Here is a 23,440-nt window from a genome sequence, read left to right as displayed (position 1 = left end):
CTCACGGCATGTGGTCCTCGGCCAGCCGGCGTACGGCGGGAGCGGGGTCGGCGACCCGGGCACGCACCTCGGTGTGGCAGACCGGCTGCTCCCAGCCGCCGGGAGTGTTCCAGCCGGGCCGGGTCATGTAGCACGGACGCTCGACCATGACCGTGTCGGTGTGAGGTGCCGGAACATCGTCGACCGGGATCGCGGCCCCGGGGCCTGGGAAGACGAAGGTGACGGCGGCGGCCGTCGTGGCGATGGCGGTGGTGGTGATGGTCCTGCCGATGGTGAACATCTCGGTCTCCTGAGGTGAGTCGCCGGACCCGGGTGGCCCGACCCCGTCGACGCTGCCGCCACGCGGTATCCCACTGGTCCAGTCCCGGTATCGCGCTGGTATCTCGGCGCTTGACGCCCCCAGTGCAGGAGCGGATCGTGGCGGGAGTGGGCATAGCCGTACTGGGCCCGCTGACCATCGACGACTCGGGCACGCTGGGACGGCGGGACAGGGTCATCCTGGAAGCGCTGGTGGCACGCGCCGGGCGACCCGTGAGCACCGACCAGCTCGCCGACGCCGTGTGGGGCGACCGGCCGCCGGCCTCCGCGGCCAAGAACATCCAGGGCTGCGTCGTCCGGCTCCGCAAGCTCCTCGGCCAGGACGCCATCGTGACGTCTGCTGACGGCTACCAGCTCGCGCTGCCCGCCGGCGAGGTGGACTCCCAGCGATTCGAACGCGGCGTGGCCCGTAGCCGCGAGCTGCTCGTGCTCGGCGAGCACGACCGGGCCGCCTTCCAGCTCACCGAGGCCCTGGCCCTGTGGCGGGGCGAGCCATTCGGCGCCCTGGAAGGCTGGGTCGGCGCCGAGTCCGAGGTACGCCGCCTGCAGGAGCTGCGCCTGGACGCCGAGGAGCTGCGCATCGAGGCGCACATCGGTGCCGGCCGGTATCGCGACGTCCTCGCCGAGGCGCAGGCCTTGGTCAGCGCCGCACCGGTGCGGGAGCGCCGGTGGGCTCTCCTGGCCCACGCCCAGTACCTGACCGGCCGGCAGGGCGATGCGCTGCGCACCATCCACCAGCTCAAGTCCGTGCTCTCCGAGCACCTCGGCATCGACCCGGGGCCGGACGTCGTGGCGCTGGAGGGCGCGATCCTGCGCCAGGACGACTCGCTGCTGGGCTCGGCGGCTCCCGCCGAGGCACGAGCGACCTGCCCGTACCAGGGGCTCCTCGCCTTCGAACTCGACGACGTCGAGCGCTTCTTCGGCCGTGAGGACGACGTCGAGTCATGCCACCGGGTGCTGCGCCGCAGCCCGCTGCTCGCGCTGGTCGGGCCGTCCGGGTCGGGGAAGTCGTCGCTCCTCCGCGCCGGTCTGGCGGCGGCGCTGCGCGACGCCGGTCAGGCCAGCGTGGTGATCATGCCGGGCCGGCGGCCCCTCCAGGCGTTGACCGTCCTGGGCGGAGCGCCCGCGTCGACCGCGCTGCTCGTCGACCAGTTCGAGGAGGTCTTCACCCTCTGCGAGGACACCGCGGAACGGGCCGGGTTCATCGGACGGCTGGTGGCCGAGCTCCACACCCGTACGGTGGTCATCGCCCTGCGCTCGGACCGGCTGGCCGACCTGGCGGCGCACCCCGACCTGAGCGTCCACGTCGAGGAGGGACTGCATCTCGTCGCCGGGCTGGGCGAGGAGGGTCTCCGTCAGGCTGTCGAGGCACCGGCCCGCCAGGCAGGTCTCCACCTCGAGCCCGGCCTCGTGGACCTGCTCGTCCGTGAGGTGGAGGGCGATCCCGGTGCCCTGCCGCTGTTCTCGCACGCGCTGCTGGAGACCTGGAAGCGCCGGGAGGGGAACACGCTCACCGTGGACGGGTACCGCGCCAGCGGCGGCATCCACGGAGCGGTCGCCCAGTCGGCCGAGCGGCTGTACGCCGAGACCGACCGCGAGCACCGGCCGATGCTCCGCGACCTGGTCCTGCGGCTGGTCTCGCCGGGGCCTGATGGAGAGCCCGTACGCACGCGGGTGCCACGACGCCTCATCGCCGCGGATGCCGACCACGACCAGATGGTCGACGCGCTCGTGGCGGCACGGCTGGTGACCAGCGACGACGGCGCCCTGGAGATCACCCACGAGGCGCTCGCACGGGCCTGGCCGCGCCTGCGCTCCTGGCTCGACGACGACGTCGAGGGGCAGCGGCTGCTGCACCACCTCTCGGCCGCGGCGGATGCCTGGGACTCGATGGGCCGCCCGGACAGCGAGCTGTACCGCGGCGTGCGCCTGGTCCGTGCGCTGGACTGGAAGGACCGTACGACGTCCGCCCTCACCGAGACCGAGCGCGCGTTCCTCGACCGGGCACGCACGGTCGCCGAGATCGAGGAGCAGACCGCCGCTGAGCGAGCACGCTCGCAGGCCCGGTTGATCCGCCGGCTGCGGATCGTGCTCGGCGGAGCGGTCGCGCTCCTGGTTCTGGCGCTGGCGGCCGGGGGTGTCGCCGCCGTCCAGTCCGACCGCGCCAACGAGAACGCCGCCCGGGCGGCTCGAGCAGCTGTCGCGGCCGACGCCGGGCGGGTCGGCGTCCGGGCGCAGGTGGTCCGTGACTTCAGCCTTCCACTGCTGCTCGCGGTCGCGGGTGCGCGCCTCGACGACTCGAGCGAGACCCGCGCCAACCTGTTCACCACGTTGGCCCGGCAGCCCAAGCTGATCCGTTCGGCCGAGCCCGGAGGCGGCTACCTGAACTACCCCCTCGTCAGCCGGGACGGCCGCTGGATCGCGTCCGGAGACGACTCGAACCGGCTGCATCTCTACGACACCGCCACGAATCGGCTGGTGAACAGCTGGGAGGCGGAGCCACCTACCGAGCTGGGCCCCGGGTGGATCATGTCGGCGTTCAGCCCCGACAGCCGGCGGCTGGCCGTCGTGCCCTACAGCGTTCGGTCCAGCGAGCCGGTGGTCCTGCTCGACAGGGACTCCATGCAGGAGAGCGCCGTGCAGCTCGCGCCGGCAGGCGCCCGCCCGTTCATCGCGATCGACGTCCGGTTCAGCGCCGACGGGAGCCACCTCGCGGCGGCGATGTTCTCCGCGCGGAAGCCCGGACCCCTCGCGCAGGGGACACCCGCCTGGGTCATGGTCTGGGACCTGCGCTCACCGTCCGAGCCCCCCGCCCGAATCCCGACGGGCATCCTTGGCCAGTTGGTGGCCCTCAGCCCGGACGGACGGATCCTCTACACCAACCGGCCCGTGACCGCCTGGGACGTGGAGTCGGGCGAGGTGCTCTGGCAGCGCGAGGAGCTCGAGTCGAGCGCCCTGGACATCACCTTCGAGGGTGACATCCTCGCCATCGAGGACCACGCGACCCTGACCGACGTGCTGCTCCTTGACTCGACCGACGGCACGACGGTGCGCACGCTCGGCGGTCACCGCGACTGGCCGAACGACGCCCGCTTCTCTCCGGACGGCTCGCTGCTGGGCACTGTCACGCGCAGCGGGGAGCTGGCAGTGTGGGAGGTAGCCACCGGCCGGCATCTGCACCGATGGTTCACCTACGACGCCTGGGGCGTCGGGTTCAGCCCGGACAACCGCCTCGTCCACACGGGTGGTGGCGCCGACACGATGCTCCGCACGTGGGACATCTCCTACCAGGACACTTTCGTGCGCCGGACCGCCCGGGTCGACGGACCGGCACTCTTCGCGCGCGCCGACGTGTCCCCCGACGGCGGGCGCGTCGCCTACAGCTGGATCGAGGACGAACAGGGCTGGATCACGTTCACCGACCCGGCCACCGGCGCGGCCACGCCGCCGACGCGTGTCCCGGTTGTCGAGGACCAGCGGTGGTTCGGCACCTGGCCGGTGGGTGCATGGCATCCCGACAGCGGGCAGTACGCAGTACAGGGGTGCGCCGACCGGTGCGGCAAGAGAGGGATCGTGACGGTCCTGGACGCAGCAACGGGAACCGTCATCGGGCGCCGCGACGTCGTCGACCGGATCCAGGGGGACGAGTGGTCGGACGGCAACGTCTGGTCGCTGGAATACATCGATGACGGGCGCAGCCTGCTGGTGAGTGATGCATGGCGAACGGGGCCGCGCGGCCGGACTCTGGTCCTCGACAGCGAGACCCTCGAGCCTCGAGGCGAAGCGTTCGACGTCCCGTCGCAGTGCTGCGCCACGGCGATCGGGTCGGGGACCGCGGCGCTCGTCTTCGAGACCGGCTTGGACGGTGAGTCCGAGCGGTGGCGGATCGTCGACTCCGACGGCGGCGAGGTCATCCACGAGGGCGTGCTCGAAGACTTCGCGTGGTCCTCGGCGTCGTCCCCGGACGGGTCGGTCGTGGCCGTGGCCGGCTACAACGGCGAGGTCGTGACCATCGACGTCGCGACCGGCGACGTGCTGCGCCGGTCCCTCCGCCTCGGCACGGAGGCGCTGTGGGTCCGGTACTCCGACGACGGCGCGCGCCTGGTGACCGGTGACACCGAGGGCGGCGTCACCCTCTGGGACGCCGCGACTCTGGAGCGCCTCGGCACCGTCTACCCGCCCCACCGCGGGGCGCCCGTGTCGGACGTGCCCGCGTCCCCGTGCAACGGCGGGGGCCAGGACACGTGCGCCGGCTCCGGCGCGGAGTTCATCGGCGACAGCCACGACGTGGTGATCGCGTCGTACGACGGGTCCATCTACCGGTGGGACACCGACGTCGACCGGGCCCTCGACTTCGCGTGCCAGATGGCCGGGCGGGACCTGACCGAGGCGGAGTGGGAGCAGTACCTGCCCGCCCAGCCCTACGAATCCGTCTGCCCGCAGGACTGACACCTTGCACCGTGACAGTGTTACTGTCACGATTGCCGCATGCGCCTCGCCACCCTCCTGATGTACGACGGCAACCCCCGCAAGGCGGCCGACGACGTGGTCGCGCTGGAGCGGGCCGGGCTCGACAGCGTGTGGGTCGCGGAGGCGTACGGCTTCGACGCACCGACGCTGATGGGCTATCTCGCCGCGCGGACCGAGACCGTGCAGATCGGGTCGGGGATCCTCAACATCTACTCGCGCACGCCTGGCGCCCTGCTGCAGACCGCCGCCGGCCTCGACAACGTCAGCCAGGGCCGCGCGATCCTCGGTCTCGGCGTCAGCGGACCGCAGGTGATCGAGGGCTTCCACGGCGTGCCCTACAGCCGGCCGATGGCGCGGACCGCGGAGATCGTCGAGATCATCCGCAGCGGCCTCAAGCGCGAGCCACTGTCGGCCGACGGTGAGTTCCACCTCCCGCTGACCAAGGAGCACGGCGCGGTCACCGGGCTCGGCAAGCCGCTCAAGCTCCTCACCCGGCCCGAGCGCGACACCATTCCGATCTGGATCGCTGCCCTCGGCCCGAAGAACGTCGAGCAGACCGCCGAGATCGCGGACGGTTGGATCCCGCACCTGTTCCACCCCGAGAAGGCGCACCTGGTCTGGGGCGACGCCCTCGCGAAGGGCACCGCGAAGCGGCTCGACGGCCTCGGTCCACTGCAGGTGATGGCCGGCGGCATGGTCGCGATCGGCGATGGCCCCGAGACCAAGGCGCTGCTCGACTTCGCCCGACCGGTCTTCGCGCTCTACGTGGGGGGCATGGGAGCGAAGGGCAAGAACTTCTACAACGACGTCGCCCGCGCCTACGGCTACGAGCAGGAGGCCGAGGAGATCCAGGACCTCTACCTCGCCGGCAAGAAGAAGGAGGCCGCCGCGCTCGTCCCCACCGAGTGGCTCGAGGCCGCCAACCTCGTCGGACCGGAGTCCTACGTCAGGGAGCGCATCGAGGCCTTCCGCGAGGCCGGCGTCACCGACCTCAACATCACCCCGGTCAGCGACGACCCCGCCGCCACCGTGGCGCAGGTCAAGGAATGGGTGTCCTGACACCGTGCACGCGCCCGGTCGCTTCGACAACCTCCACCGGATCCGGTCGCTGGACCCGGAGGTCGACCACGACGAGATCCTGCGGCTGACCGCCCGCTACGAGTTCCCCTGGGACTACGTGCAGGGCACCGGCATCGCGTTCATGCGCGACTACGGCGTCCCCCCGATCGCCGAGCTCCTCGACCGCACCCGCGAGTTTGCCGACCACGGCGTCAAGCGCTACGACGACACCATCCTGATCGGCGACGAGGCCACGCTCGACGGCATCGACTCACCGCGCTCGCACGCCGCGCTGCGCCGGCTCAACCGCATCCACGGCCACTACGACATCACGGCCGCGGACTTCGCCTACGTCCTCGCCACGACCATCGTCGGTCCGGTCCGGTGGATCGAGGCCTACGGCTGGCGTCCCCTCGACCCGGTCGAGCTCGCCGCGATCGCGAAGGTCACCACCCGCTTCGGCGAGCTGATGGGCCTCAAGGACCTGCCCGCGACGTACGACGGCTACCTCGCCCTGCTGGTCGACCACGAGCGCCGCCACTTCGCCCACACGCCGGCCGCGACCCGGCTCGCCGAGGCGTCGATCGCCATCGCGAAGGAGGTCGCCCCTCCCCCGCTACGCCCGCTGCTGCGCCGCGTCACGATCGCGGTGATGGACGAGCCGCTGCGCGAGGCGCTCGGCCTGCCGCGGCAGCCGCGCTGGTTCGTGCGTGCCGTACGGGGCGGGCTGCGGCTGCGCGGCCGGCTGCTCCGGTTCGCGCCACCGCGGCGCACGGCGTACGTCCACCGCCCGAGCACCTACCCGCACGGCCACCGGCTCGAGGACCTCGGACCGCTGTCGATGCTCGACGAGCTCAACGCCCACCCCGCCACAGGAGGACACCACCGTGCCTGAGCGCCCCAGCATCCTCGAGCAGGAGCACGAGGACTTCCGCGCCGTCGCGCGCGCGTTCTTCGACAAGGAGGTCGCGCCCCACCACGCCGCGTGGGAGCAGGCCGGCATCGTCGACCGCGAGGTGTGGCGCCGGGCCGGCGAGCGCGGGCTGCTGTGCTTCGACGTCGACGAGGCGTACGGCGGGCCGGGCATCAAGGACTTCCGCTACAACATGGTGCTCGCCGAGGAGTCGGCGCGCGCCGGCGCATCAGGCCCGGGCTTCGCCGTGCACACCGACATCATCGTGCCCTACCTCTCCTCCCTCGGCACCGAGGAGCAGAAGCAGCGCTGGCTGCCCGGCTGCGTGTCGGGCGACCTGGTCACGGCGATCGCGATGACCGAGCCGGGTGCGGGCTCGGACCTCCAGGGCATCCGTACGACGGCGGTCGACGCGGGCGACCACTACGTCCTCAACGGGTCCAAGACCTTCATCTCCAACGGCATCCTGTCCGACCTCGTCGTCGTGGTCTGCCGGACGAACCCAGACGCCGGGCACCAGGGCATCTCCCTGCTCGTCGTCGAGCGCGGGATGGAGGGCTTCGAGCGCGGCCGCAACCTCGCCAAGATGGGCCTGCACGCCCAGGACACCGCCGAGCTGTCGTTCACCGACGTGCGCGTGCCCAAGGAGAATTTGCTCGGCGCCGAAGGATCCGGCTTCGTCTCGCTGATGGAGAACCTGCCCCAGGAGCGCATCTCGATCGGCTGCATCGCGGTCGCGGCGGTCGAGCACGTCCTCGACCTGTGCCTGGCGTACGCCAAGGAGCGCGAGGCCTTCGGTCGTCCGATCGGGAAGTTCCAGCACAACCGCTTCGTGCTGGCCGAGATGGCGACCGAGGCCCACATCGCGCGGGTCTTCATCAACGACTGCGTGCTCAGGCTCAACGAGGGCTCGGTCGACACGGCGCTCGCGTCGATGGCGAAGTGGTGGACCACCGAGCTGCAGAAGCGCGTGGTCGACGCCGGCGTGCAGCTGCACGGGGGGTACGGCTACATGGACGAGTACCCGATCTCCAAGGCCTACACCGACTCGCGGATCCAGACGATCTACGGCGGGACGACCGAGATCCAGAAGGAGATCATCGGGCGGATGCTGGGGCTGTAGCCGCGCGCCCTCGTCGACCGGGTGAGGCGATCCGGGCCCTGAACGTCCGCATCCGGCCCTACCCTGTCGGCCATGACCGACTTCACCGAGCAGGATCTCTCGGACTCCCGCTTCGAGAAGGTGCTCCTGCGGCGGGCGACCTTCCACGACGTGTCCCTGGCAGGGTCGTCCTTCACCGACGTCGACCTCAGCGGCGTACGCATCAGTGCCGCCCAGCTCGACAAGGTGCGGATGTCCGGCGTCGAGGTCCCTGACCTCGAGATCGGCGGCGAGGTGGGCCGGCTGGTCGTCAACGGCGTCGACGTCGCCCCCCTCGTCGAGGCCGAGCTCGACCGGCGCCACCCCGAGCGGGCGGCGATGCGGCCGACGACGGCCGACGGCTTCCGGGAGGCCTTTGCGATCCTCGACCGGCTCTGGGGCGAGACGCTCGACAAGGCCCGGGTGCTGCCACCGGAGATGTTGCACGAGCAGGTCGACGGCGAGTGGTCCTTCACCCAGACGCTGCGCCACCTCGGGTTCGCCCACGCCTGCTGGATCAGCGGCGTCGTCTACGGCTTCCCCTCGCCGTGGCACCCCCTCGACCTGCCCTGGGACGAGGCGCCGGTCCACGAGGGCGTCCCGTGGGAGCGGCGTGCGCGCCCGGAGCTGCACGAGGTGCTCGCGCTTCGTCGCCAGCGGCGGGCGACGGTGGCGGAGCTGCTCGAGCGCATGGACGACGCCGGCCTCGCCCGGCAGGTCACCTCGGCGACGCCCTTCCTCCGCGACGCCGAGGACCTGACCGTCGGCCACTGCCTGCGCGTGGTGCTCAACGAGGAGTGGCAGCACCGGCTCTACGCCGAGCGTGACCTCGCGGTGCTGGCGACGCGCTGATGCGGGCCGCCGGCGGGTTCGGGCATCACTGCCGTGCGGCGGCGAACCTGGACCGGTAGCGGCCCGGCGAGATCCCGACCTCCTGCGTGAAGGCCGCACGGAAGGTCACCGGCGAGCCGTAGCCCACGTCGAAGGCGATGTGGTCGACCGTCAGCTCCGTGGCCTCGAGCAGCTCCTTCGCGGCGGCGATCCGTTCCGACCCGACCCAGCGCATGGGGGTCGTTCCGACGTCGCGGTCGAAGCGACGGGCGAGGGTGCGGGGCGAGAGACCCTGCACACCCGCGAGCTCCGCCAGGGTGACCGGTCGGCGGAGGTCCTCGCGCAGCCAGGCGCGCAGGTCGTCCAGCCAGGCCGCGTCGTCCTCGAGTGGTTCCGCACGGACGTACTGCGCCTGGTCGCCGTCGCGGTGCGAGGCGATGACGAGCGACCGGGCCCGGGCGTTGGCGGCGCGCTCGCCGTGGTCGAGCCGGATGAGGTGCAGGCAGAGGTCGAGCCCCGCGGCCGAGCCCGCGCTGGTGAAGACGCCGTCGTCCTCGACGTACAGCGCGCGGGCGTCGACGTCGACGTCGGGGTACGTCCGCTGCAGCAGCGCCGCGTGACGCCAGTGCGTCGTAGCACGACGACCGTCGAGCAGCCCGGCCTCGGCGAGGGCGAACGTGCCCGTGCACAGCGACACCATGCGTGCCCCACGCGCGGCCGCACGGCGGAGCTCGGCGACTGCCCGACGTCCGACAGGTCGCCCGGGTGGCACGGCCGGCACCAGGACCGTGTCGCCGTCGGCCAGCGCCGACAGCGGACGGTCCGGCGTGAGCCGGGCGCCGGTGTGGGTCCGGACACCCCGCTGGTCGCCACACGTCGTCACGTCGTATAGCGGGCCGCGGCCGGGATCCCAGTCGTAGCCCAAGGCCTCGAGCGGCATGCCGATCTCGAAGAGGGTCATGCCGTCGAGCAGCGGGATCGCGACGGTGGGACGTGCCATGTGGCAAGAATCTATCAGTATGTGTCGATCTTGCCACTGCTTCTCGAGCCGACGGACGAGCAGTCTGGAGTCATGCACCTCGCACCGGACACCACCGTCACCGGCTCCGACCGCCAGCTCGCACGCCTCTTCCTCCGCTCCGCCTGGCGCGCCGCCCGGCAGATGTTCTGGGGCATCGACGCAGCGTCGAGGCTGCGTCACGGCATGGACGTACCGGCCGACCACGGCGCGCGTCGCGAACCGTCCGTCACGTGCTCGGCGCACCGGCCGCGCTGAGCCGCTCGGCCAGCGCCCGCCCGAGCCGGGTGCCGGAGAGCCACGCGGTCTCGACCTTGGGCGTCACGCCCCAGCCGTCGCCGCAGACACCGACCAGCCGGTCGCCGTCGACGAGCGCGAAGGGGTCCCTGCGCTCGCCGACGGGGCGGGCGTACGTCCAGCGGTGGAGGTGGACGTCCTCGGGCTCGCCGAGGTCGAGGATCCGCCTCAACGCCCGCAGCACGTCCGGAGCGGCGCCGGCCGGGTCCTCGAGGTGGCGCGCCGCGAGCGCGGGAGTCGTGTGGGCGACCAGCACGGGTGCGCCGTCACCGCGGCGACGACCGTCGTCGGCGATCCAGCCGAGGTCGGGGTCTCCGTTGACGAAGACCCCGTCCAGGTCCCAACTGCGGTCGGCCCAGCGGGCGGCCACGGCGATCACCGGCTCCCACTCTCGGTCGAGCGACTGCGCGACCGGGTGCCCACCCACGAGGCGCCGGGCCTGCGGGTCCGGCATGGCCAGCACGACGACGTCCGCGTCGATCTCCTCCAGCGACTCGACCTCTCGCCGCTCGGCCGCCAGGCCCGAGGCGAGGTCCTCGACCAGTGACCGCAGCCCGCGCGTCGCACCCCACCGCATCGGCCCGCGCGTCGAGTCGCGCGCCCCGTCGCCGAGGACGGTGAACGTGTCGGTCCACTCGCGGGCCAGCCCACGGCCGGCCCAGTCGTCGACGACGGCGCCGAACCCGGCGTCCGACACGGTGAAGTAGGAGGCGCCCAGGTCGACGCGGCGCTCCCACAGGGTCCGCGACGCCATCCTCCCGCCGGGCACGTGGCCGCGGTCGACGAGGCGTACGCCGATGCCTGCGGCCTTCAGCTCGCGGGCGCAGGCGACGCCGGACAGCCCGGCGCCGACGACGACCACGTCGCCCCGGTCGCTCACGACCGGGACTCCAGCACGGCGGCGGCGGCGCGCTGCCCGCTGACCAGCGCGCCCTGGTTCGACCAGGTGTCGCGGTGGTCGCCGCACACGAGCACGTCGCCGTGCCGCACCGGACGGGCGGCGGTGTCGGGCACCGGCTGCGCCGGGAGGGCGTGCGGGACGTCGTGGCGCGCGACGACCTCCCACCCGGAGGTGGTGGTCCCGAGCAGCTCGCCGGCATCGCGCCGCATCGACGCCTCGTCGGTGTCGCGGCCGGGGCCGAGGAGGGCGGAGCCCTGGACGAGGTGCCGCCCATGGTCGACGAGGAAGCCGTCGACGCGGCCGGTGCGGATGCGGCCGGTGCGGATGCGGCCGGTCCGGATGCGGCCGCCGACGCGGTCGGAGGCCTCGAGGACCACCACGTCGCGACCCGCGTCCGTCAGCGCGTGGGCGCACCGCAACCCGGCCAGGCCGGCACCCACGACCACCACCTCGGCTCTCATGCGGTGAATCTAGGCGAGGCCGTCACACAGACCGACGAGAGCTCGCACTCGTTCGTCGAACACGGTTGCGAATACTGTCCGACGCGTTTAGAATGGACCCACGCTGAAGAGGTCCAGGGCCCTAGGGTGATCGTCCAACCCGGGCTCTGGCTGGACGCAGCGAGTTGCGAGGGTGAGTAATAGCCCCCCGGGGGGCCTCCAGGAGCGACGACCGTTGACCAGCCGCGCGTGTGCGCGGCATGGGACCCGTCGTCGAGAGGAGGCCTGGTGGTGATCCAGCCCAGCGTGACCCACCCCATCGTCGCTGCCGCCACCGACGTACGCGCGTCGCTCAAGGCCGTCGCCGACGCCAACCCGACGTTCATGAGCGTCGACGACAAGGCCGTCGCGCTGCGCGAGCTCGTGGCCGCCGAGTCGCAGCTTGCCGAGCTGCGGCTGCGGGTCCTGGGCGACGCCGGCGACCTCGCCGAGCAGGCGGCCGCCAAGGACGCCGCGGGTTGGTTGGCGCACCACACGCGCACCCGGTTCGCCGACGCCCGTGCCGACCTTCACCTGGCCCATGCGCTGGACCGCGAGCGCCCGAGGCTCGCCGCGGCGATGCGCGAGGGCGCCGTGACGCTCGCGCAGGCTCATGTCATCCACCGCGTGCTCGGCGCGCTGCCGGAGGTGGTCGACGCCGACACGGTCGCCCGCGCCGAGGTGCACCTGGTGGCCCAGGCCGCGGAGTTCGGTCCCAAGGAGCTGGGCCGGATCGGGCGCCGGATCCTCGACGTCGTCGCCCCGGACATCGCCGAGGCCGCCGAAGCTGCCAGGCTGGCCGATCTCGAAGCCCACGCTGCCGACCAGACCCGCCTCACCATGCGCCGCCTCGGCGACGGCACCACGCGCATCTCATCCCGCGTCCCCGACGCCAGCGCGACACGGCTCGCGACCTACCTCGAGGCCTTCACCAGTCCCCGGGTCGACCGGCCCCAGGACGACCGGGACGCGCCGGGCGCACCGCAGGTGGCGCCTGGCCCGCTGGCGACGGCCCACGACCCGGTGGCGCGTCTCGCGTACCCGAAGCGAATGGGCCAGGCGCTCATCCAGCTCCTCGAGACCCTCGATCCCACGCGCCTGCCGCTCCACGGCGGCGACGCCACGACCGTGGTCGTCACCATCGACTTCGAAACCCTCAAGACCGACCTCGCCGCCGCCGACCTCATCGGCGCCGGACTCGTCCCCGGCGACGACCTCACCGGCGACCGCCTCAGCGCCGCCCAGGCACGCCGGCTCGCCTGCACCGCCAAGATCCTGCCCGTCGTCCTCGGCGGCGACAGCCTCCCGCTCGACCTCGGCCGGACACGGCGACTCTTCAGCCCCGCGCAGCGCAAGGCGATGCTGGTCCGCGACCGCACCTGCCGCGCCGAGGGCTGCGACGTCCCCGGCACCTGGTGCGAGGCCCACCACCTCGACCCCTGGCACACCGGCGGGCGTACCGACATCACCGACGGGGCACTGCTGTGCAGCCACCACCACCACCGCATCCACGACCACGCCTTCCGCACCGACCGGCTCGCCAACGGCGACTTCCGGTTCCACCGACGCAGGTAGCGCGGACGAGGCCCCTAGGTCACTACGGGTCGAGGCCTGGTGTGCTCATCTGGCGTGGGCCGGATGCGCCGCGATGCGCCCAGATTGCATGGGCAGGGCGCACCGCGTCTCGGACGGGTCTCGATCGAGGACCCGCAACTCTTGGGAGAGCCCCGCTTTCTGCTCACGGTACGTGATCAGCACGGGCGTGCCGATCCCCTCCGCCTTCCTGGCCACTGTGGCTTGGAACGCTTTCAGCGTGCCGGCCGCAGAGAGTCGGAAAGCCTTGTGTGGAGCTAGAGGGTCAGCGGTCAACGCCGGCGTGAGGGCGCGGTCGTGAGGTACCAGCGCCTCGACCCACGCTGCCCACTCGGCAGTCGTCGGCAGCGCATGCTCCTCTCCCAACTCCGACAGCTCGTCCTCGAGGCGATGCCTTGTCGACAACAGTCGTGCCTCGCGCTCGTGTCGGAGATGATCGAGGGGCCGACGCGATTGAGCGCCGCTCCAACGGCTCCGTCGTTCGCCCCCCGAACCATGGCGCTCAGAGAGTTTCCGTGCTGCAGGGCACGTACGTACGCGCGGTCCGGTCGACTTGCTTCTGCCCCGGGGCATGAGCCCGGGGGGCAGAAACGCACGCGTGGGCCGGAACGATCGCACCCTGCGGATTGGACGCTAGCCCTCCCGGAATCGTCCAGCAGCCGGAGGTTGACCAAATTATGGCATTCACTTCGCAACGGTCGCGGCGCACAGTGACAGGTGGGGGCTTTCCCGACCGGAGGATCCCATGCGTCTGATCACCCCAATCATCTCTGCCGTCCTCGTCTCGGTGCTCGTCGCTCCCGCGGTCGCCGCTCCCGCGGTCGCCGCTCCGCGACCTTCGTCCATTCCGATCCCGGACGACTTCCAGCCGGAAGGGATCGCGGTCGGCGAGGGCAACTCCTTCTACGTCGGGTCGCTGCGCGACGGCGACATCTATCGCGGGGACCTGCGCAGCGGGGACGGGGCACCGTGGGTCGACAACCATGCTGATGACGGCCGGGTGGCTGTGGGCATGCGGGTCGACAAGGCCAGGGACTGGCTCGTCGTCGCCGGCGGCCCGACTGGTCACGCTTGGGTGTACGACACCGACGACGGGACGACCGTCGCTGACCTCGTCCTCGGCCCGCCCGGCGCCACGTTCTCCAACGACGTCGCCATCACCGGTGAGGCTCTCTACTTCACCGACACGTTCGCGCCGAGGATCTACAAGGTGCCCATCGGGGCGGACGGGACGTTCGGCGCCACAGAATCGATCACGGTGACCGGACCCGCCGCTGCGACCGGCGGCTTCGGTCTCAACGGCATCGATTCGACTCATCATGGCTGGCTGTTGGTCAATCACACTGGCCTCGGCATCCTCGCGCTGATCGACCCGGCGACCGGGGTGAGCAGGCAGATCGCCTTGACCGGACCGGGTCTGGTTGCGGGCACGCTCGACGGCCTGCAGGTCGAGGGCCGTACGGTCTGGGTGGTGCAGAACTTCGCGAACTCGGTGGCGCGGGTGCAGCTGTCGCCGGACCTCACCAGCGGGCGGGTCGTCGAGGTGATCACCTCGGACCTGTTCCGTGTGCCGACGACGGTCGCGCGGCACGGGAGCAGGCTCGCGCTGGTCAACGGCCGGTTCGATCTTGGCTTCCCGCCGCCCTTCGGGCCGGGGGCACCTCCAGGCACCGACTTCGACGTGGTGCAGATCCGCCCCTGACACACGCTTCGGGGCCCGTCCTGGCAGAGGTCAGGACCTACGACGCAGCCAGCGCCCGTAGCCGTGTGAGGAGCGGGTGCTCCTCCTGCCCGTTCGACCCAGCACTGCTTGCGTGCCGGGTGTGTGGAGCGCTCGTCCTCGCTGAGGACCCCTACCCCCGCATCCATTGGGACTGGCACGAAGCCAGCAACGGCGCATGACCATCGGAGGCGCGTACCGGCCGCCCAACGTGGTGCCTGGCTCCAGGCGGCCGTCAGAGCGGTACGTCCTCCGGGATCACCCGGAGCACGCTGACCGTGCCGGCCTCCCGCCCGACGACGACCTTCACGCCGTCGAGGCGCTCGAGCGCGTCCCGTACGTCCTGGACCTCGAGGTGCGTGTCGACGGCAATGTCGGCGTCGCGGACGGGGACCGCGGTCTTGGGCCACTCCTGCGACGGGACCTCGAAGGGGTCGAAGTCGGTCTGGGCGGCCGACCACAGCTGGAGCGCCGCCTCGGCGACGACGTCGTCGGTGGTGGAGTCGTGGGGTGCCATGCACCGAACCTACCCGTACGCCCGCGCCTCACTCGTTCGCGGCACCGTCGCGCCTAGCCTGAGCTCATGCCTGCCGCCCGCACCCGACGCGCCCGGGCAGCCACGCGGCGCAAGCGGCGGATCGCCGCGGTCGAGCACGACCTCAGCCCGGCCGAGTGGACGGCACTCCAGGAGGTGTGGGGCGGGTGTGCCTACTGCGGGGCGACCGGCACCCCGCTGCAGAAGGACTGCGTGCTGCCGATCTCGCGTGGCGGCCGCTACACGCTGCTCAACGTCGTGCCGGCCTGCCGGTCGTGCAACGCGAGCAAGTGCAACGACGAGGTGACCGGGTGGCTGCGGCGCAAGCGACTCGACGAGCGCGCGTTCCTCGTGCGCCTCGGCGAGGTGCAGGCCGAGGTGCGGGCTGAGCTGCAGGGCCGGCTGGAGACCTTCGTCGTCGACTGACCGCCGGCGTCAGCGGCGCACGCGGACAGACCTGGTCCACACGATCGCGGGACGGTGATCGGCAGCGGTTGCGCGCACCCGGACCTTCACCTGCTTGCCTAGGTGGGCGGACCGTAGGACGAGCCGCCTCGCGGTGGCGCTGTTCACGCGCCGGCCGGCGACGTACCACTGGAAGGAGCGTCTCACCGCAGCGGGCTCCCACTCGCCGCGCGAGACCCGGAGAGTGCGCCCCACCCTTGCGACGCCCGTGATGCGCGGGCGCACCACGTTGACGACCGCGGCGGGCGCGACGGGCGCGGACGGGGCGGACAGCGCCGTGCCGGGCAGCCACCCGATCGCGGTGCCGGTGACGTGGACCCGGACGGTCTTGCCGATGTCGGCGGCGCTGGGCACGTAGACGGCGCCCGTCGGGTCGTCGGTCGGGTCGCTGTCGGCCCCGACCACCCAGCGGTAGGTGAGCGCGATGCCCGCCGGCGTCCAGGCGCCCGGGGAGGCGGTCAGCGCCTGGCCCACCTCGGGCCGCCCGCTGATGGTCGGCGCCATGGTGTTCGTGATCGTGCCGCCGAGGACCGCGTCCGCCGTGACGGAGGCGCCACCGGACAGCGCGATGGCCGTCCCACCGAGCAGGGTCGCGCCGTTGTCCCAGTACTCCTGCATCCCGGTCGCCGGGTCGTAGAACCCGACGATGTAGGTGGCAGGCTTCAGCCGGCCGATCGTGTAGCGCCCGGTCGCGTCGGTCGTCTGCGCAGTCCTCGTGCTCGAGGCACTGTCGCCGCGGATGAGCCACAGGGACACCGCCACGCCGGCGATGGGCTCTCCTGCCGCCGACGAGACGCGACCGGTGATGGTCGCTGCGTCCTCCATCTCGGTGTCGACCAGGGTCGTCGTCTCGTCGGGCTCGATCGGGACGAACTGGTAGGTCCAGTCGGCAGGATTCCGGTCGAAGTACCACTCGGTGGCGAAGTCACCGGCCGGGTCCCGGAACTCCACGTAGTAGTGCGGGTCGGGCGGCAGCTGGCCGACCTCGTAGGTGCCGGTGGCATCGGTCTCGTCCTGACGGACGAGCTGCCCGGCGAGGTGGAACGACACCACGATGCCCGGCAAGGGATTCCCGTCCGTGTCCGTCACCCTGCCCTGCGCGGCGCCCGGTCCGCTGTCGGCCACGGCACTGGGGACAGGAGCGCCCGTCACGGCGAGGACCGCGGCGAGCCACGTCGCCGTACCGGTCAGGAGGAGTCGGCGGCCGCGGTTCATGGCGTCTCCAGCGAAAGAGGGACCCTGCCCCTCAGGCTACGTCTGTCGGAGGGACGCCGGGAGCAGGACACGGACACGTCTGGACCACCTCCCCGTCGGCACGTCCTCCCGTCTCGCCCGCAGACCTAGCCACGTGGCCCGCGGCCCCACGATGATGTGACCCCCGCCACATCCCGTACCCGAGGAGCCGGAGATGACCGACCCCGATCTCGCACCCGACCCCGACGTCCTGGCAGTCCGCGAGCAGTACGAGGCGCGCATCCTCGGCCTGCACATGCCGGCCACCGTGCGGCAGGCGGCGGACAAGTACGGCGACCGCCCGGCGTTCTCCGACCGGTTCGACGTGCCCAAGGGCGAGACGTGGTCCACGATCACCTGGACCGAGACGTGGGAGCTGACCCAGCAGGTCGCCGCGGCGCTCATGGACCTCGGGGTGGAGAAGGGCGACCCGGTGGCGATCATGGCCGCCAACCGCACCGCGCACACGCTGGCCGACTACGGCGCGATGACCGCTGCCGCCGTGCCGATGTCGATCTACAACACCCTCGCGCAGGAGCAGGTCGCGTTCATCGCCTCCGAGTCGCGCCCCGTGGTCGTGGTGCTCGAGGACCACGACCGCTACCAGCGCTGGGAGAAGGCGCTCGCCGAGGTCGACTCGATCCGCCACGTGGTGATGCTCGCCGACGCCGACCGGGTCGACGACCCACGCGTGATGACGTGGGACGACCTCCTCGCCCGCGGCCACGACACCAGCGGCGTCGAGGAGCGGATGGACCGGATCACCCCCGACCTGCCCGCGACCTTCCTCTACACCTCCGGCACGACCGGCAACCCCAAGGGCGTGGTGCTCACCCACCACAACGTCATGTACGAGGCGGTCTCCACCCTGGACGCCGCCGGACTCCTCGGGGCACAGCGCACGATCAGCTACCTCCCGCTCGCCCACATCGCCGAGCGGGTGCTCGCGACGTACGCTCCCCCGTTCCTCGGCAGCCACGTGCACGCGATCCCGGACCCGGCCGGCCTGCTCGGAGCGCTCGGCGAGGTGCACCCCACCGCGTTCTTCGGGGTGCCCCGGGTGTGGGAGAAGATCAAGACGGGCATCTCGGCCAAGCTCGCCGAGGACCCCGACCCGGCCAACCACGAGCTCGTCACCAACGCGATGGCCGCCGGCCTGGCGTGGACGCAGGCCCACGAGCACGGCAACGAGATGACGCCCGAGGTCGAGGAGGCGTACGCGAAGGCCGACGAGGCGATCCTCGGCTTCCTCCGGCTCCTGCTCGGGCTCGACCAGGTGACCTGGGCGGCCAGCGCGGCGGCGCCGATGCCGCTCGAGGTCGCGAAGTTCATGGGAGGGCTCGGCCTGCAGGTCTACGACGTCTACGGGATGACCGAGACGACCGGGGCCTTCACCTCCAACGGGCCCGGCGCCTTCAAGCTCGGCACGGTCGGTCGCCCCAACCCCGGCATCGAGGTCCGGCTCGCCGAGGACGGTGAGATCCTCTGTCGCGGGCCGGTCAACACCCCCGGCTACCACCTGCAGGAGCAGGCCACCCGCAACCTCATCGACGAGGACGGCTGGATCCACACCGGCGACATCGGCACGGTCGACGAGGACGGCTTCTACTCGATCATCGACCGCAAGAAGGAGCTGATCATCACCTCGGCGGGCAAGAACATCGCGCCCTCCAACATCGAGAACTACCTCAAGGAGTCGCCGATCATCGGCCACGCCATGGCGCTGGGCGACGACCGGTCGTACGTCGTCGCGATCCTCACCCTCGACGGCGAGATCGCGCCGCTGGTCGCGGCGAAGATGGGCATCGAGTTCACCGACCTCGCCGACCTCTCGACCAGGCCGGAGATCCGGGCGATGGCACAGGACGCGGTCGACAAGGCCAACGAGCGCCTCTCCCGCCCCGAGCAGGTGAAGGCCTGGGAGCTGCTGGCCGACGAGTGGACGGCCGAGTCCGAGGAGCTCACCCCGACGCTCAAGCTCAAGCGGCGCGTGGTGAAGACCAAGTACGCCGACGTGGTGGACAGTCTCTACGCTGGTTGAGGTGCGAGCGATCGACTCCGGTGGTTGAGGTGCGAGCGGAGCGAGCCTCGAAACCCCGCGCCTTCGACCTCCAGGCCCACCGAGGCGCGGGGCTCTGGCCGCAGAACACGCTCGAGGCCTTCGGGCGCGCGCTGGCCCTCGGCGTCTCGACGCTCGAGCTCGACGTCCACCTCACCGCCGAGGACGACGTGGTGGTCGCCCACGACCCGGCCCTCGACGACGCCCGGAGGATCCGCGAGCTCACCCGTCGCGACCTCCCGCCGACGATGCCGCTGCTGCGGCAGGTCGCGGCGCTGCTCGACGAGCGCGGGGCCCACCCGGTGCGGGTCAACCTGGAGATCAAGTTCGACGCGATCGACGCCAGCGGCCTGACCTCGCGCGAGGCGTTCGTGGCGCGGGTGGTCGACGCGCTGCGGATCGACGAGCTCGTCGCGCGCACCAGCATCCAGTGCTTCGACTGGGGCGTGCTGCGCCGCGTGGGCGACACCGAGCCCCGCCTCGGGCGCAACCTGCTGGTCTCGCCGAAGTACCTCCGCGGCACCGCCGACGCACCCTCGCCCTGGTTCGACGGTGTCCCGGTCGGCACCGACTTCGTGCACGCCGCGGCGGGCGAGGGCTTCACGGCGATCTCGCCGGTCCACGGCTCGCCGTACACCTCGGGCGTGGACGACCCGGCGTACCGCCCGTTCACCACCGCGGCCCTCGTCGACGCGGCCCACTGCGTCGGGCTGGCGGTCGTGCCGTACGTCGTGGACGACGCGGCCACGATGCGTCACCTCGTCGGGCTCGGTGTCGACGGCCTCATCACGAACCGCCCGGAGCGGCTGCGCGAGGTGCTGGCCGGCGAGGGACGCGAGCTGCCGCCGTCCTTCCCGGGCTAGACAGGGCAACCCCGAGCCTGTGCGCGACGTCTCCCTGACATGACTACCTTCTCTCGGACTGCCGCGCTGGCCGCCGCACTCGCCGTCACCGCCGGGCTCGCTGCGACGATTCCCTCGTCGTCGGCCGACGGGACGGCCGCCGGCGGGGCGGCGACCCGTACCGTCCTCGACGTCCGCGGGCTCGACCAGGGCGCTCCGCCTGCCGTCGCGTGGAGCGAACGACGATCCGGGAGGACCGTCATCCACGGGACCGACGGCGGCCGCACGCCGGCCCCCAACCGCCTCGCCGAGCTGGCACCGATGGGCTCCGGCCACGTCATCCAGACCTTCGGCCGGGGCGGGACCAGGACCCGCTGGATCGACGCCGACGGCTCTCCCGGCCGCCGCGAGTGGCGCACCGGCCACGGGCTCGGCGTCTCCGCGAGGGGATCGGCCGTCGGGTTCTCGGGCAGGGCCGGCCGGGTCTGGACGATCGACGAGGAGGGCGACCGGGTGCTGAGCTTCCGCCCGGTCCCGATCACCGGGAAGGGCCGGGCTGTCGCGGTGGTCGGCGAGAGCTGCAAGGAGGACGGGACGAGCAACGGCTGCACCGTCTACGTCAACGGCCCGCGCCGGGCCTTTTACACGTCGTCGCACGGCATCGTCGACCGCGTCCCCCACCTCCGGATCGTCACCACCGGTCGGAAGCGCTGGCTCGGCGGCATCACCTCCCTCAGCGACTTCGGCTCGTGCAGCGCGCTCCTGCGTTCGTGGCAGGTCCGGTGGCGCACCTGCGACAACCAGCTCTCCGACATCTCCCCCGACAACCGGCACGTCCTCGGCACCCCGGCGTACGCAGACGGGTTCGGCCCGACTGCCCTCGACGTCCTCGCGACCGCCGACGGCGAGACGGTCCACAGCTTCACCAGCGCGCGCAACGGCCGCTCCGCGACGTACTTCGACGAGGTCTGGGAGGACGCCGACCACGTGCTGGTGGTGACCTACCAGGACGGGAAGTGGGCGGTCGTGCGCCTCGGCGTCGACGGGTCGATGGAGTACGCCGTCGCGCCGCGTCGCGGGTCGATGGACACCTGGGCCCCGTTCCAGCTCCAGACGCGGTGACCCCGCGCCGTCCCCCGCACTGACCGGATCGGATCGGGCCGGTCACGCTGGAGTCACGCAAGCACTGCTGTCCTGAGACGTTCATGTCGCGTTGGACTGACGGGGAGCGGTGAGTGCCATGGACGACGGAAGTCGTGACTGCACCGAGGCTGACTGGTCGCAAGGCCGTCAGCCCTTGAAACGAGTGTGGGTACAGAACGTCGAGGTGAGTGCCCGCGTCCTCGAAGCCCGGCTGAGGACGTTGCGTGCCCGACGCGGGCCAGGACCGCATGCTGCGCAGGAAGCCCTGGAGAGATCGGTCGGCGAGCTGCTGGCGGCCGCTCGGAGGGCTGCTACTCGCAAGGACCCGGTTCCGGGGCGGGTGGCCAACTGGTGGCGCGGCTCGCTGATCGAGGCGGCCTACCAGAACCTGCACGCGGCCGAGGCCCTGATCGTCGGGCTGTACGACCACGACGAGGTCGAGGCCGAGATCCCGGAGGCGCTCGCCCGGGTCGAGGCCTCCCTCGATCGCGACGACCCCCGCCGGCAGGCGGTCGCTGCGCTTGCCTCCGGCGACACCTCCCTCGATCTCGGCCGAGCACGTGCTGAGCTGCGCAAGGCGATCGAGGTCGGCCATGCTGCCACCGATCACGAGCACTCACGGTTGAGGAACTTCCGCAACGCCGTCCTGATCTCAGCCGCCGTGACAGCCGTGCTCGTGGCCGCCTTCACCTGGTACGTCTCGGTCAACCCGGCAGCGGTGTCGTTCTGCTTCACCCCGACCCCGGAGCCGACTCAGTCCGCGATGCTGATGTGCCCGACGGCGGAGTACGCAGCGGACGACCCCGAGAGCGGCCCCACGTCCGGCGACGTCGAGGTCGTGGCGCTGCTCGGCCTCCTGGGCGGCGCACTCGCGGCCGCCGTCTCGATCAAGAACCTGTCCGGCACCTCGACGCCCTACGACGTACCCTTCGCGTTGGCCGCGCTCAAGCTGCCGCTCGGCACCCTTACCGCCATCGGCGGGTTGCTGGTGCTGCGCGGGCAGTTCGTCCCGGGCCTGAGCGAGCTCGACTCCCAGGGCCAGATCCTCGCGTACGCCCTCATCCTCGGGTACGCCCAGCAGCTGCTGACCAGCCTGATCGACAAGCAGGCCGGCCACCTGCTCGCCTCGGCTCCGGGAAAGGACACCCAGGTTCCCCGGCCACAACGCGACACGGCGGGTCGCTCGAGGCCGGTGCCGGTGCCGGTGAACAGGAACGAACCATCGGTAGACCGGCCGCCTGCTGACTAGCGCGGAGTGCATGGGTCGGTGCCATCTTCCTTGCGCTGGCGGAGCTCGCTTGCCGGTGTCACCGCAGGAGATCAACGAGCTGCGCCCGCGCCGTGTCAACGCCCTGCGAAGCCTGCCGACCGTCGGAGCGGGCACGAAGGCCGACGAGAGCTGTTTCGTGCGCTGTGACCTGTCGACCATGACCCAGGCCGACATCGACGCCGGACGCCTGGTGCTGGTCGTGGGCGTGGCCCCGGTCGAGCCGGCCGAGTTCGTCGTCTTCCGCATCGCGGTGCGGACCAACGATCTCACCGCGTAGTGGCGCCGCGCCCGACGTCGCCATGTGCGGCGACGCCGGGCGACGCGACTAGCTGGCGTCCTGGAGCGCCTTGACCTCGTCGCGGGCAGCGACCACAGCAGCCTGCTGGCGTACGACGACCTCGCGGAACCCTGCACTCAGGTCCATCTTCAGCGCGTCCTCGTACTCCGAGACCGCGTGGTCCTCACCGGTCAGGGCAGCCTTGAGCACGGCTTCGGCGTCGTCGCCGGTGAGCGCGTCCTTCAGCGAGATCCAGCCGCGGTGGACCGCTGCGGCGACGGTGCCGCTCTCGTCCACGTCGTCGCCGTACTGGTGACCCAGTTCGACGATCTCGCGCCAGAAGCCGGCGCGCTGCTCGGAGAAGCGCTGCAGCGTCGTGGCCCACTCGGGGTGCTCGCCGTCGCGGAGCTTCTCGGCCGCCTCGGCGAAGCCCCGCTCGCCGTCCTTCAGCGTCTCGACCAGTTCCTTGGCCGCCTTGGCGTCATCAGACATCTCTGCTCCTTCGTTGGGATGGGGAAGTCCCTACCGTTGCGGACTCGTCGCCTCCACGGATCACCCGTGGGGATGCGAGGGCCTCCCAAGGGACCACCGCGGGTGACCGGCGGCCTGCATGCATGCGCACATGCCGGGTACGGGTGTGGACCGGTCGCGAACCCGGCGCGCGGCCACTTCGAGGAGGACACCAGTGCCCGACGACGAGCTCGTCGAGAGCATCCGCCACGGCGACGAGACCCGTGAGCGCCTCGCCATGGACCAACTGCTGAACGCGTAGAAGCGACCTGCGTGGATGCCGCTGGTCGCGCTGGTCGCGCTGGTTGCCTTCATCGCAGCGTCGGTGCTGATCTACCTGTTCGGACTCGCCGTGCTGGTGCCCTC

The 23,440-nt window shown here is 71.7% G+C and carries 21 protein-coding genes; 14 read left to right on the top strand and 7 right to left on the bottom strand.

Translation table 11 applies throughout. From position 1 onward, the window contains the following. Position 1: 1 nt before the first annotated feature. Positions 2 to 280 (bottom strand): hypothetical protein, encoded by a 279-nt coding sequence (locus EXE59_RS11210; RefSeq protein ID WP_135838977.1) that lies wholly within the window; start codon positions 278 to 280, stop codon positions 2 to 4. A gap of 137 nt (positions 281 to 417) precedes the next feature. Between EXE59_RS11210 and EXE59_RS11205 the strand changes: the two genes are divergently transcribed. The 5 genes from EXE59_RS11205 (at position 418) to EXE59_RS11185 (ending at position 8,753) form a co-directional block, all read left to right on the top strand. Further along, complete coding sequence (locus EXE59_RS11205; protein ID WP_168218487.1) at positions 418 to 4,767, top strand: nSTAND1 domain-containing NTPase; 4,350 nt, start codon at positions 418 to 420, stop codon at positions 4,765 to 4,767. 39 nt (positions 4,768 to 4,806) lie between these two features. After that, positions 4,807 to 5,847: an LLM class F420-dependent oxidoreductase gene (locus EXE59_RS11200; RefSeq protein ID WP_135838975.1), complete on the top strand. Its 1,041-nt coding sequence runs from the start codon at positions 4,807 to 4,809 to the stop codon at positions 5,845 to 5,847. A 4-nt stretch (positions 5,848 to 5,851) separates the two neighbouring features. Further along, complete coding sequence (locus EXE59_RS11195; RefSeq protein ID WP_135838974.1) at positions 5,852 to 6,742, top strand: oxygenase MpaB family protein; 891 nt, start codon at positions 5,852 to 5,854, stop codon at positions 6,740 to 6,742. Further along, on the top strand, positions 6,735 to 7,883 hold the full coding sequence (locus EXE59_RS11190) for an acyl-CoA dehydrogenase family protein (protein WP_135838973.1): 1,149 nt from the start codon (positions 6,735 to 6,737) through the stop codon (positions 7,881 to 7,883). Before EXE59_RS11195 ends, EXE59_RS11190 begins: the two co-directional genes overlap by 8 nt. 72 nt (positions 7,884 to 7,955) lie before the next feature. Next, the gene (locus EXE59_RS11185; RefSeq protein WP_135838972.1) at positions 7,956 to 8,753 is read left to right on the top strand and encodes a DinB family protein; all 798 of its coding nucleotides are present in this window, start codon (positions 7,956 to 7,958) and stop codon (positions 8,751 to 8,753) included. A gap of 25 nt (positions 8,754 to 8,778) precedes the next feature. Here EXE59_RS11185 and EXE59_RS11180 read toward each other — a convergent pair whose 3' ends face one another. After that, a complete protein-coding gene (locus EXE59_RS11180; protein ID WP_135838971.1) occupies positions 8,779 to 9,732 on the bottom strand; it encodes a GlxA family transcriptional regulator in 954 nt (317 codons plus the stop codon). A gap of 72 nt (positions 9,733 to 9,804) precedes the next feature. On the opposite strand from EXE59_RS11180, the gene EXE59_RS11175 reads away from it, so the two are divergent. Continuing rightward, on the top strand, positions 9,805 to 10,008 hold the full coding sequence (locus EXE59_RS11175; RefSeq protein ID WP_135838970.1) for a hypothetical protein: 204 nt from the start codon (positions 9,805 to 9,807) through the stop codon (positions 10,006 to 10,008). Here EXE59_RS11175 and EXE59_RS11170 read toward each other — a convergent pair. Then, positions 9,980 to 10,927, bottom strand: a complete 948-nt coding sequence (locus tag EXE59_RS11170; RefSeq protein ID WP_210428962.1) for an NAD(P)/FAD-dependent oxidoreductase — start codon at positions 10,925 to 10,927, stop codon at positions 9,980 to 9,982. The genes EXE59_RS11175 and EXE59_RS11170 overlap by 29 nt on opposite strands. Continuing rightward, the gene (locus tag EXE59_RS24830) at positions 10,924 to 11,409 is read right to left on the bottom strand and encodes an FAD-dependent oxidoreductase (protein ID WP_135838969.1); all 486 of its coding nucleotides are present in this window, start codon (positions 11,407 to 11,409) and stop codon (positions 10,924 to 10,926) included. Before EXE59_RS24830 ends, EXE59_RS11170 begins: the two co-directional genes overlap by 4 nt. Positions 11,410 to 11,679: 270 nt before the next feature. Here EXE59_RS24830 and EXE59_RS11160 point away from each other — a divergent pair, with 270 nt between their 5' ends. Both EXE59_RS11160 and EXE59_RS11155 read left to right on the top strand, forming a co-directional pair. Further along, positions 11,680 to 13,002 (top strand): HNH endonuclease signature motif containing protein, encoded by a 1,323-nt coding sequence (locus tag EXE59_RS11160; RefSeq protein ID WP_246056714.1) that lies wholly within the window; start codon positions 11,680 to 11,682, stop codon positions 13,000 to 13,002. A 763-nt stretch (positions 13,003 to 13,765) separates the two neighbouring features. Next, a complete protein-coding gene (locus tag EXE59_RS11155; RefSeq protein WP_135838968.1) occupies positions 13,766 to 14,722 on the top strand; it encodes an SMP-30/gluconolactonase/LRE family protein in 957 nt (318 codons plus the stop codon). A 253-nt stretch (positions 14,723 to 14,975) separates the two neighbouring features. Here EXE59_RS11155 and EXE59_RS11150 read toward each other — a convergent pair whose 3' ends face one another. Continuing rightward, complete coding sequence (locus tag EXE59_RS11150) at positions 14,976 to 15,257, bottom strand: hypothetical protein (protein WP_135838967.1); 282 nt, start codon at positions 15,255 to 15,257, stop codon at positions 14,976 to 14,978. 66 nt (positions 15,258 to 15,323) lie between these two features. Here EXE59_RS11150 and EXE59_RS11145 point away from each other — a divergent pair, with 66 nt between their 5' ends. Next, complete coding sequence (locus tag EXE59_RS11145; RefSeq protein WP_135838966.1) at positions 15,324 to 15,701, top strand: HNH endonuclease; 378 nt, start codon at positions 15,324 to 15,326, stop codon at positions 15,699 to 15,701. Between the two features lie 9 nt (positions 15,702 to 15,710). Here the strand turns inward: EXE59_RS11145 and EXE59_RS11140 are convergent, their stop codons facing one another. Next, the gene (locus EXE59_RS11140; RefSeq protein ID WP_135838965.1) at positions 15,711 to 16,955 is read right to left on the bottom strand and encodes an MSCRAMM family protein; all 1,245 of its coding nucleotides are present in this window, start codon (positions 16,953 to 16,955) and stop codon (positions 15,711 to 15,713) included. 193 nt (positions 16,956 to 17,148) lie between these two features. On the opposite strand from EXE59_RS11140, the gene EXE59_RS11135 reads away from it, so the two are divergent. The 5 genes from EXE59_RS11135 to EXE59_RS11110 all read left to right on the top strand — a co-directional run bounded on the left by EXE59_RS11135 (position 17,149) and on the right by EXE59_RS11110 (position 22,564). Continuing rightward, positions 17,149 to 19,014: an AMP-dependent synthetase/ligase gene (locus tag EXE59_RS11135; RefSeq protein WP_135838964.1), complete on the top strand. Its 1,866-nt coding sequence runs from the start codon at positions 17,149 to 17,151 to the stop codon at positions 19,012 to 19,014. Between the two features lie 29 nt (positions 19,015 to 19,043). Further along, a complete protein-coding gene (locus tag EXE59_RS11130; RefSeq protein WP_168218486.1) occupies positions 19,044 to 19,895 on the top strand; it encodes a glycerophosphodiester phosphodiesterase family protein in 852 nt (283 codons plus the stop codon). 39 nt (positions 19,896 to 19,934) lie between these two features. Next, positions 19,935 to 20,996 carry a hypothetical protein gene (locus tag EXE59_RS11125; protein ID WP_135838962.1) on the top strand — a complete coding sequence of 354 codons (1,062 nt, stop codon included), beginning with the start codon at positions 19,935 to 19,937 and terminating at the stop codon, positions 20,994 to 20,996. Between the two features lie 205 nt (positions 20,997 to 21,201). Continuing rightward, the gene (locus EXE59_RS23750) at positions 21,202 to 22,266 is read left to right on the top strand and encodes a hypothetical protein (protein WP_168218485.1); all 1,065 of its coding nucleotides are present in this window, start codon (positions 21,202 to 21,204) and stop codon (positions 22,264 to 22,266) included. A 49-nt stretch (positions 22,267 to 22,315) separates the two neighbouring features. Beyond that, entirely contained in the window at positions 22,316 to 22,564 is a 249-nt protein-coding gene (locus tag EXE59_RS11110; protein WP_135838959.1) for a hypothetical protein, read from the top strand. 48 nt (positions 22,565 to 22,612) lie between these two features. Here EXE59_RS11110 and EXE59_RS11105 read toward each other — a convergent pair whose 3' ends face one another. Beyond that, positions 22,613 to 23,056: a ferritin-like domain-containing protein gene (locus EXE59_RS11105; RefSeq protein ID WP_135838958.1), complete on the bottom strand. Its 444-nt coding sequence runs from the start codon at positions 23,054 to 23,056 to the stop codon at positions 22,613 to 22,615. Between the last annotated feature and the right edge of the window lie 384 nt (positions 23,057 to 23,440).

It is taken from the genome of Nocardioides eburneiflavus (genome assembly GCF_004785795.1).
Taxonomy (GTDB): domain Bacteria; phylum Actinomycetota; class Actinomycetes; order Propionibacteriales; family Nocardioidaceae; genus Nocardioides; species Nocardioides eburneiflavus.
The sequence above is the reverse complement of the archived record's forward strand: the minus strand, read 5'-3'. Positions and strand labels throughout refer to the sequence as shown.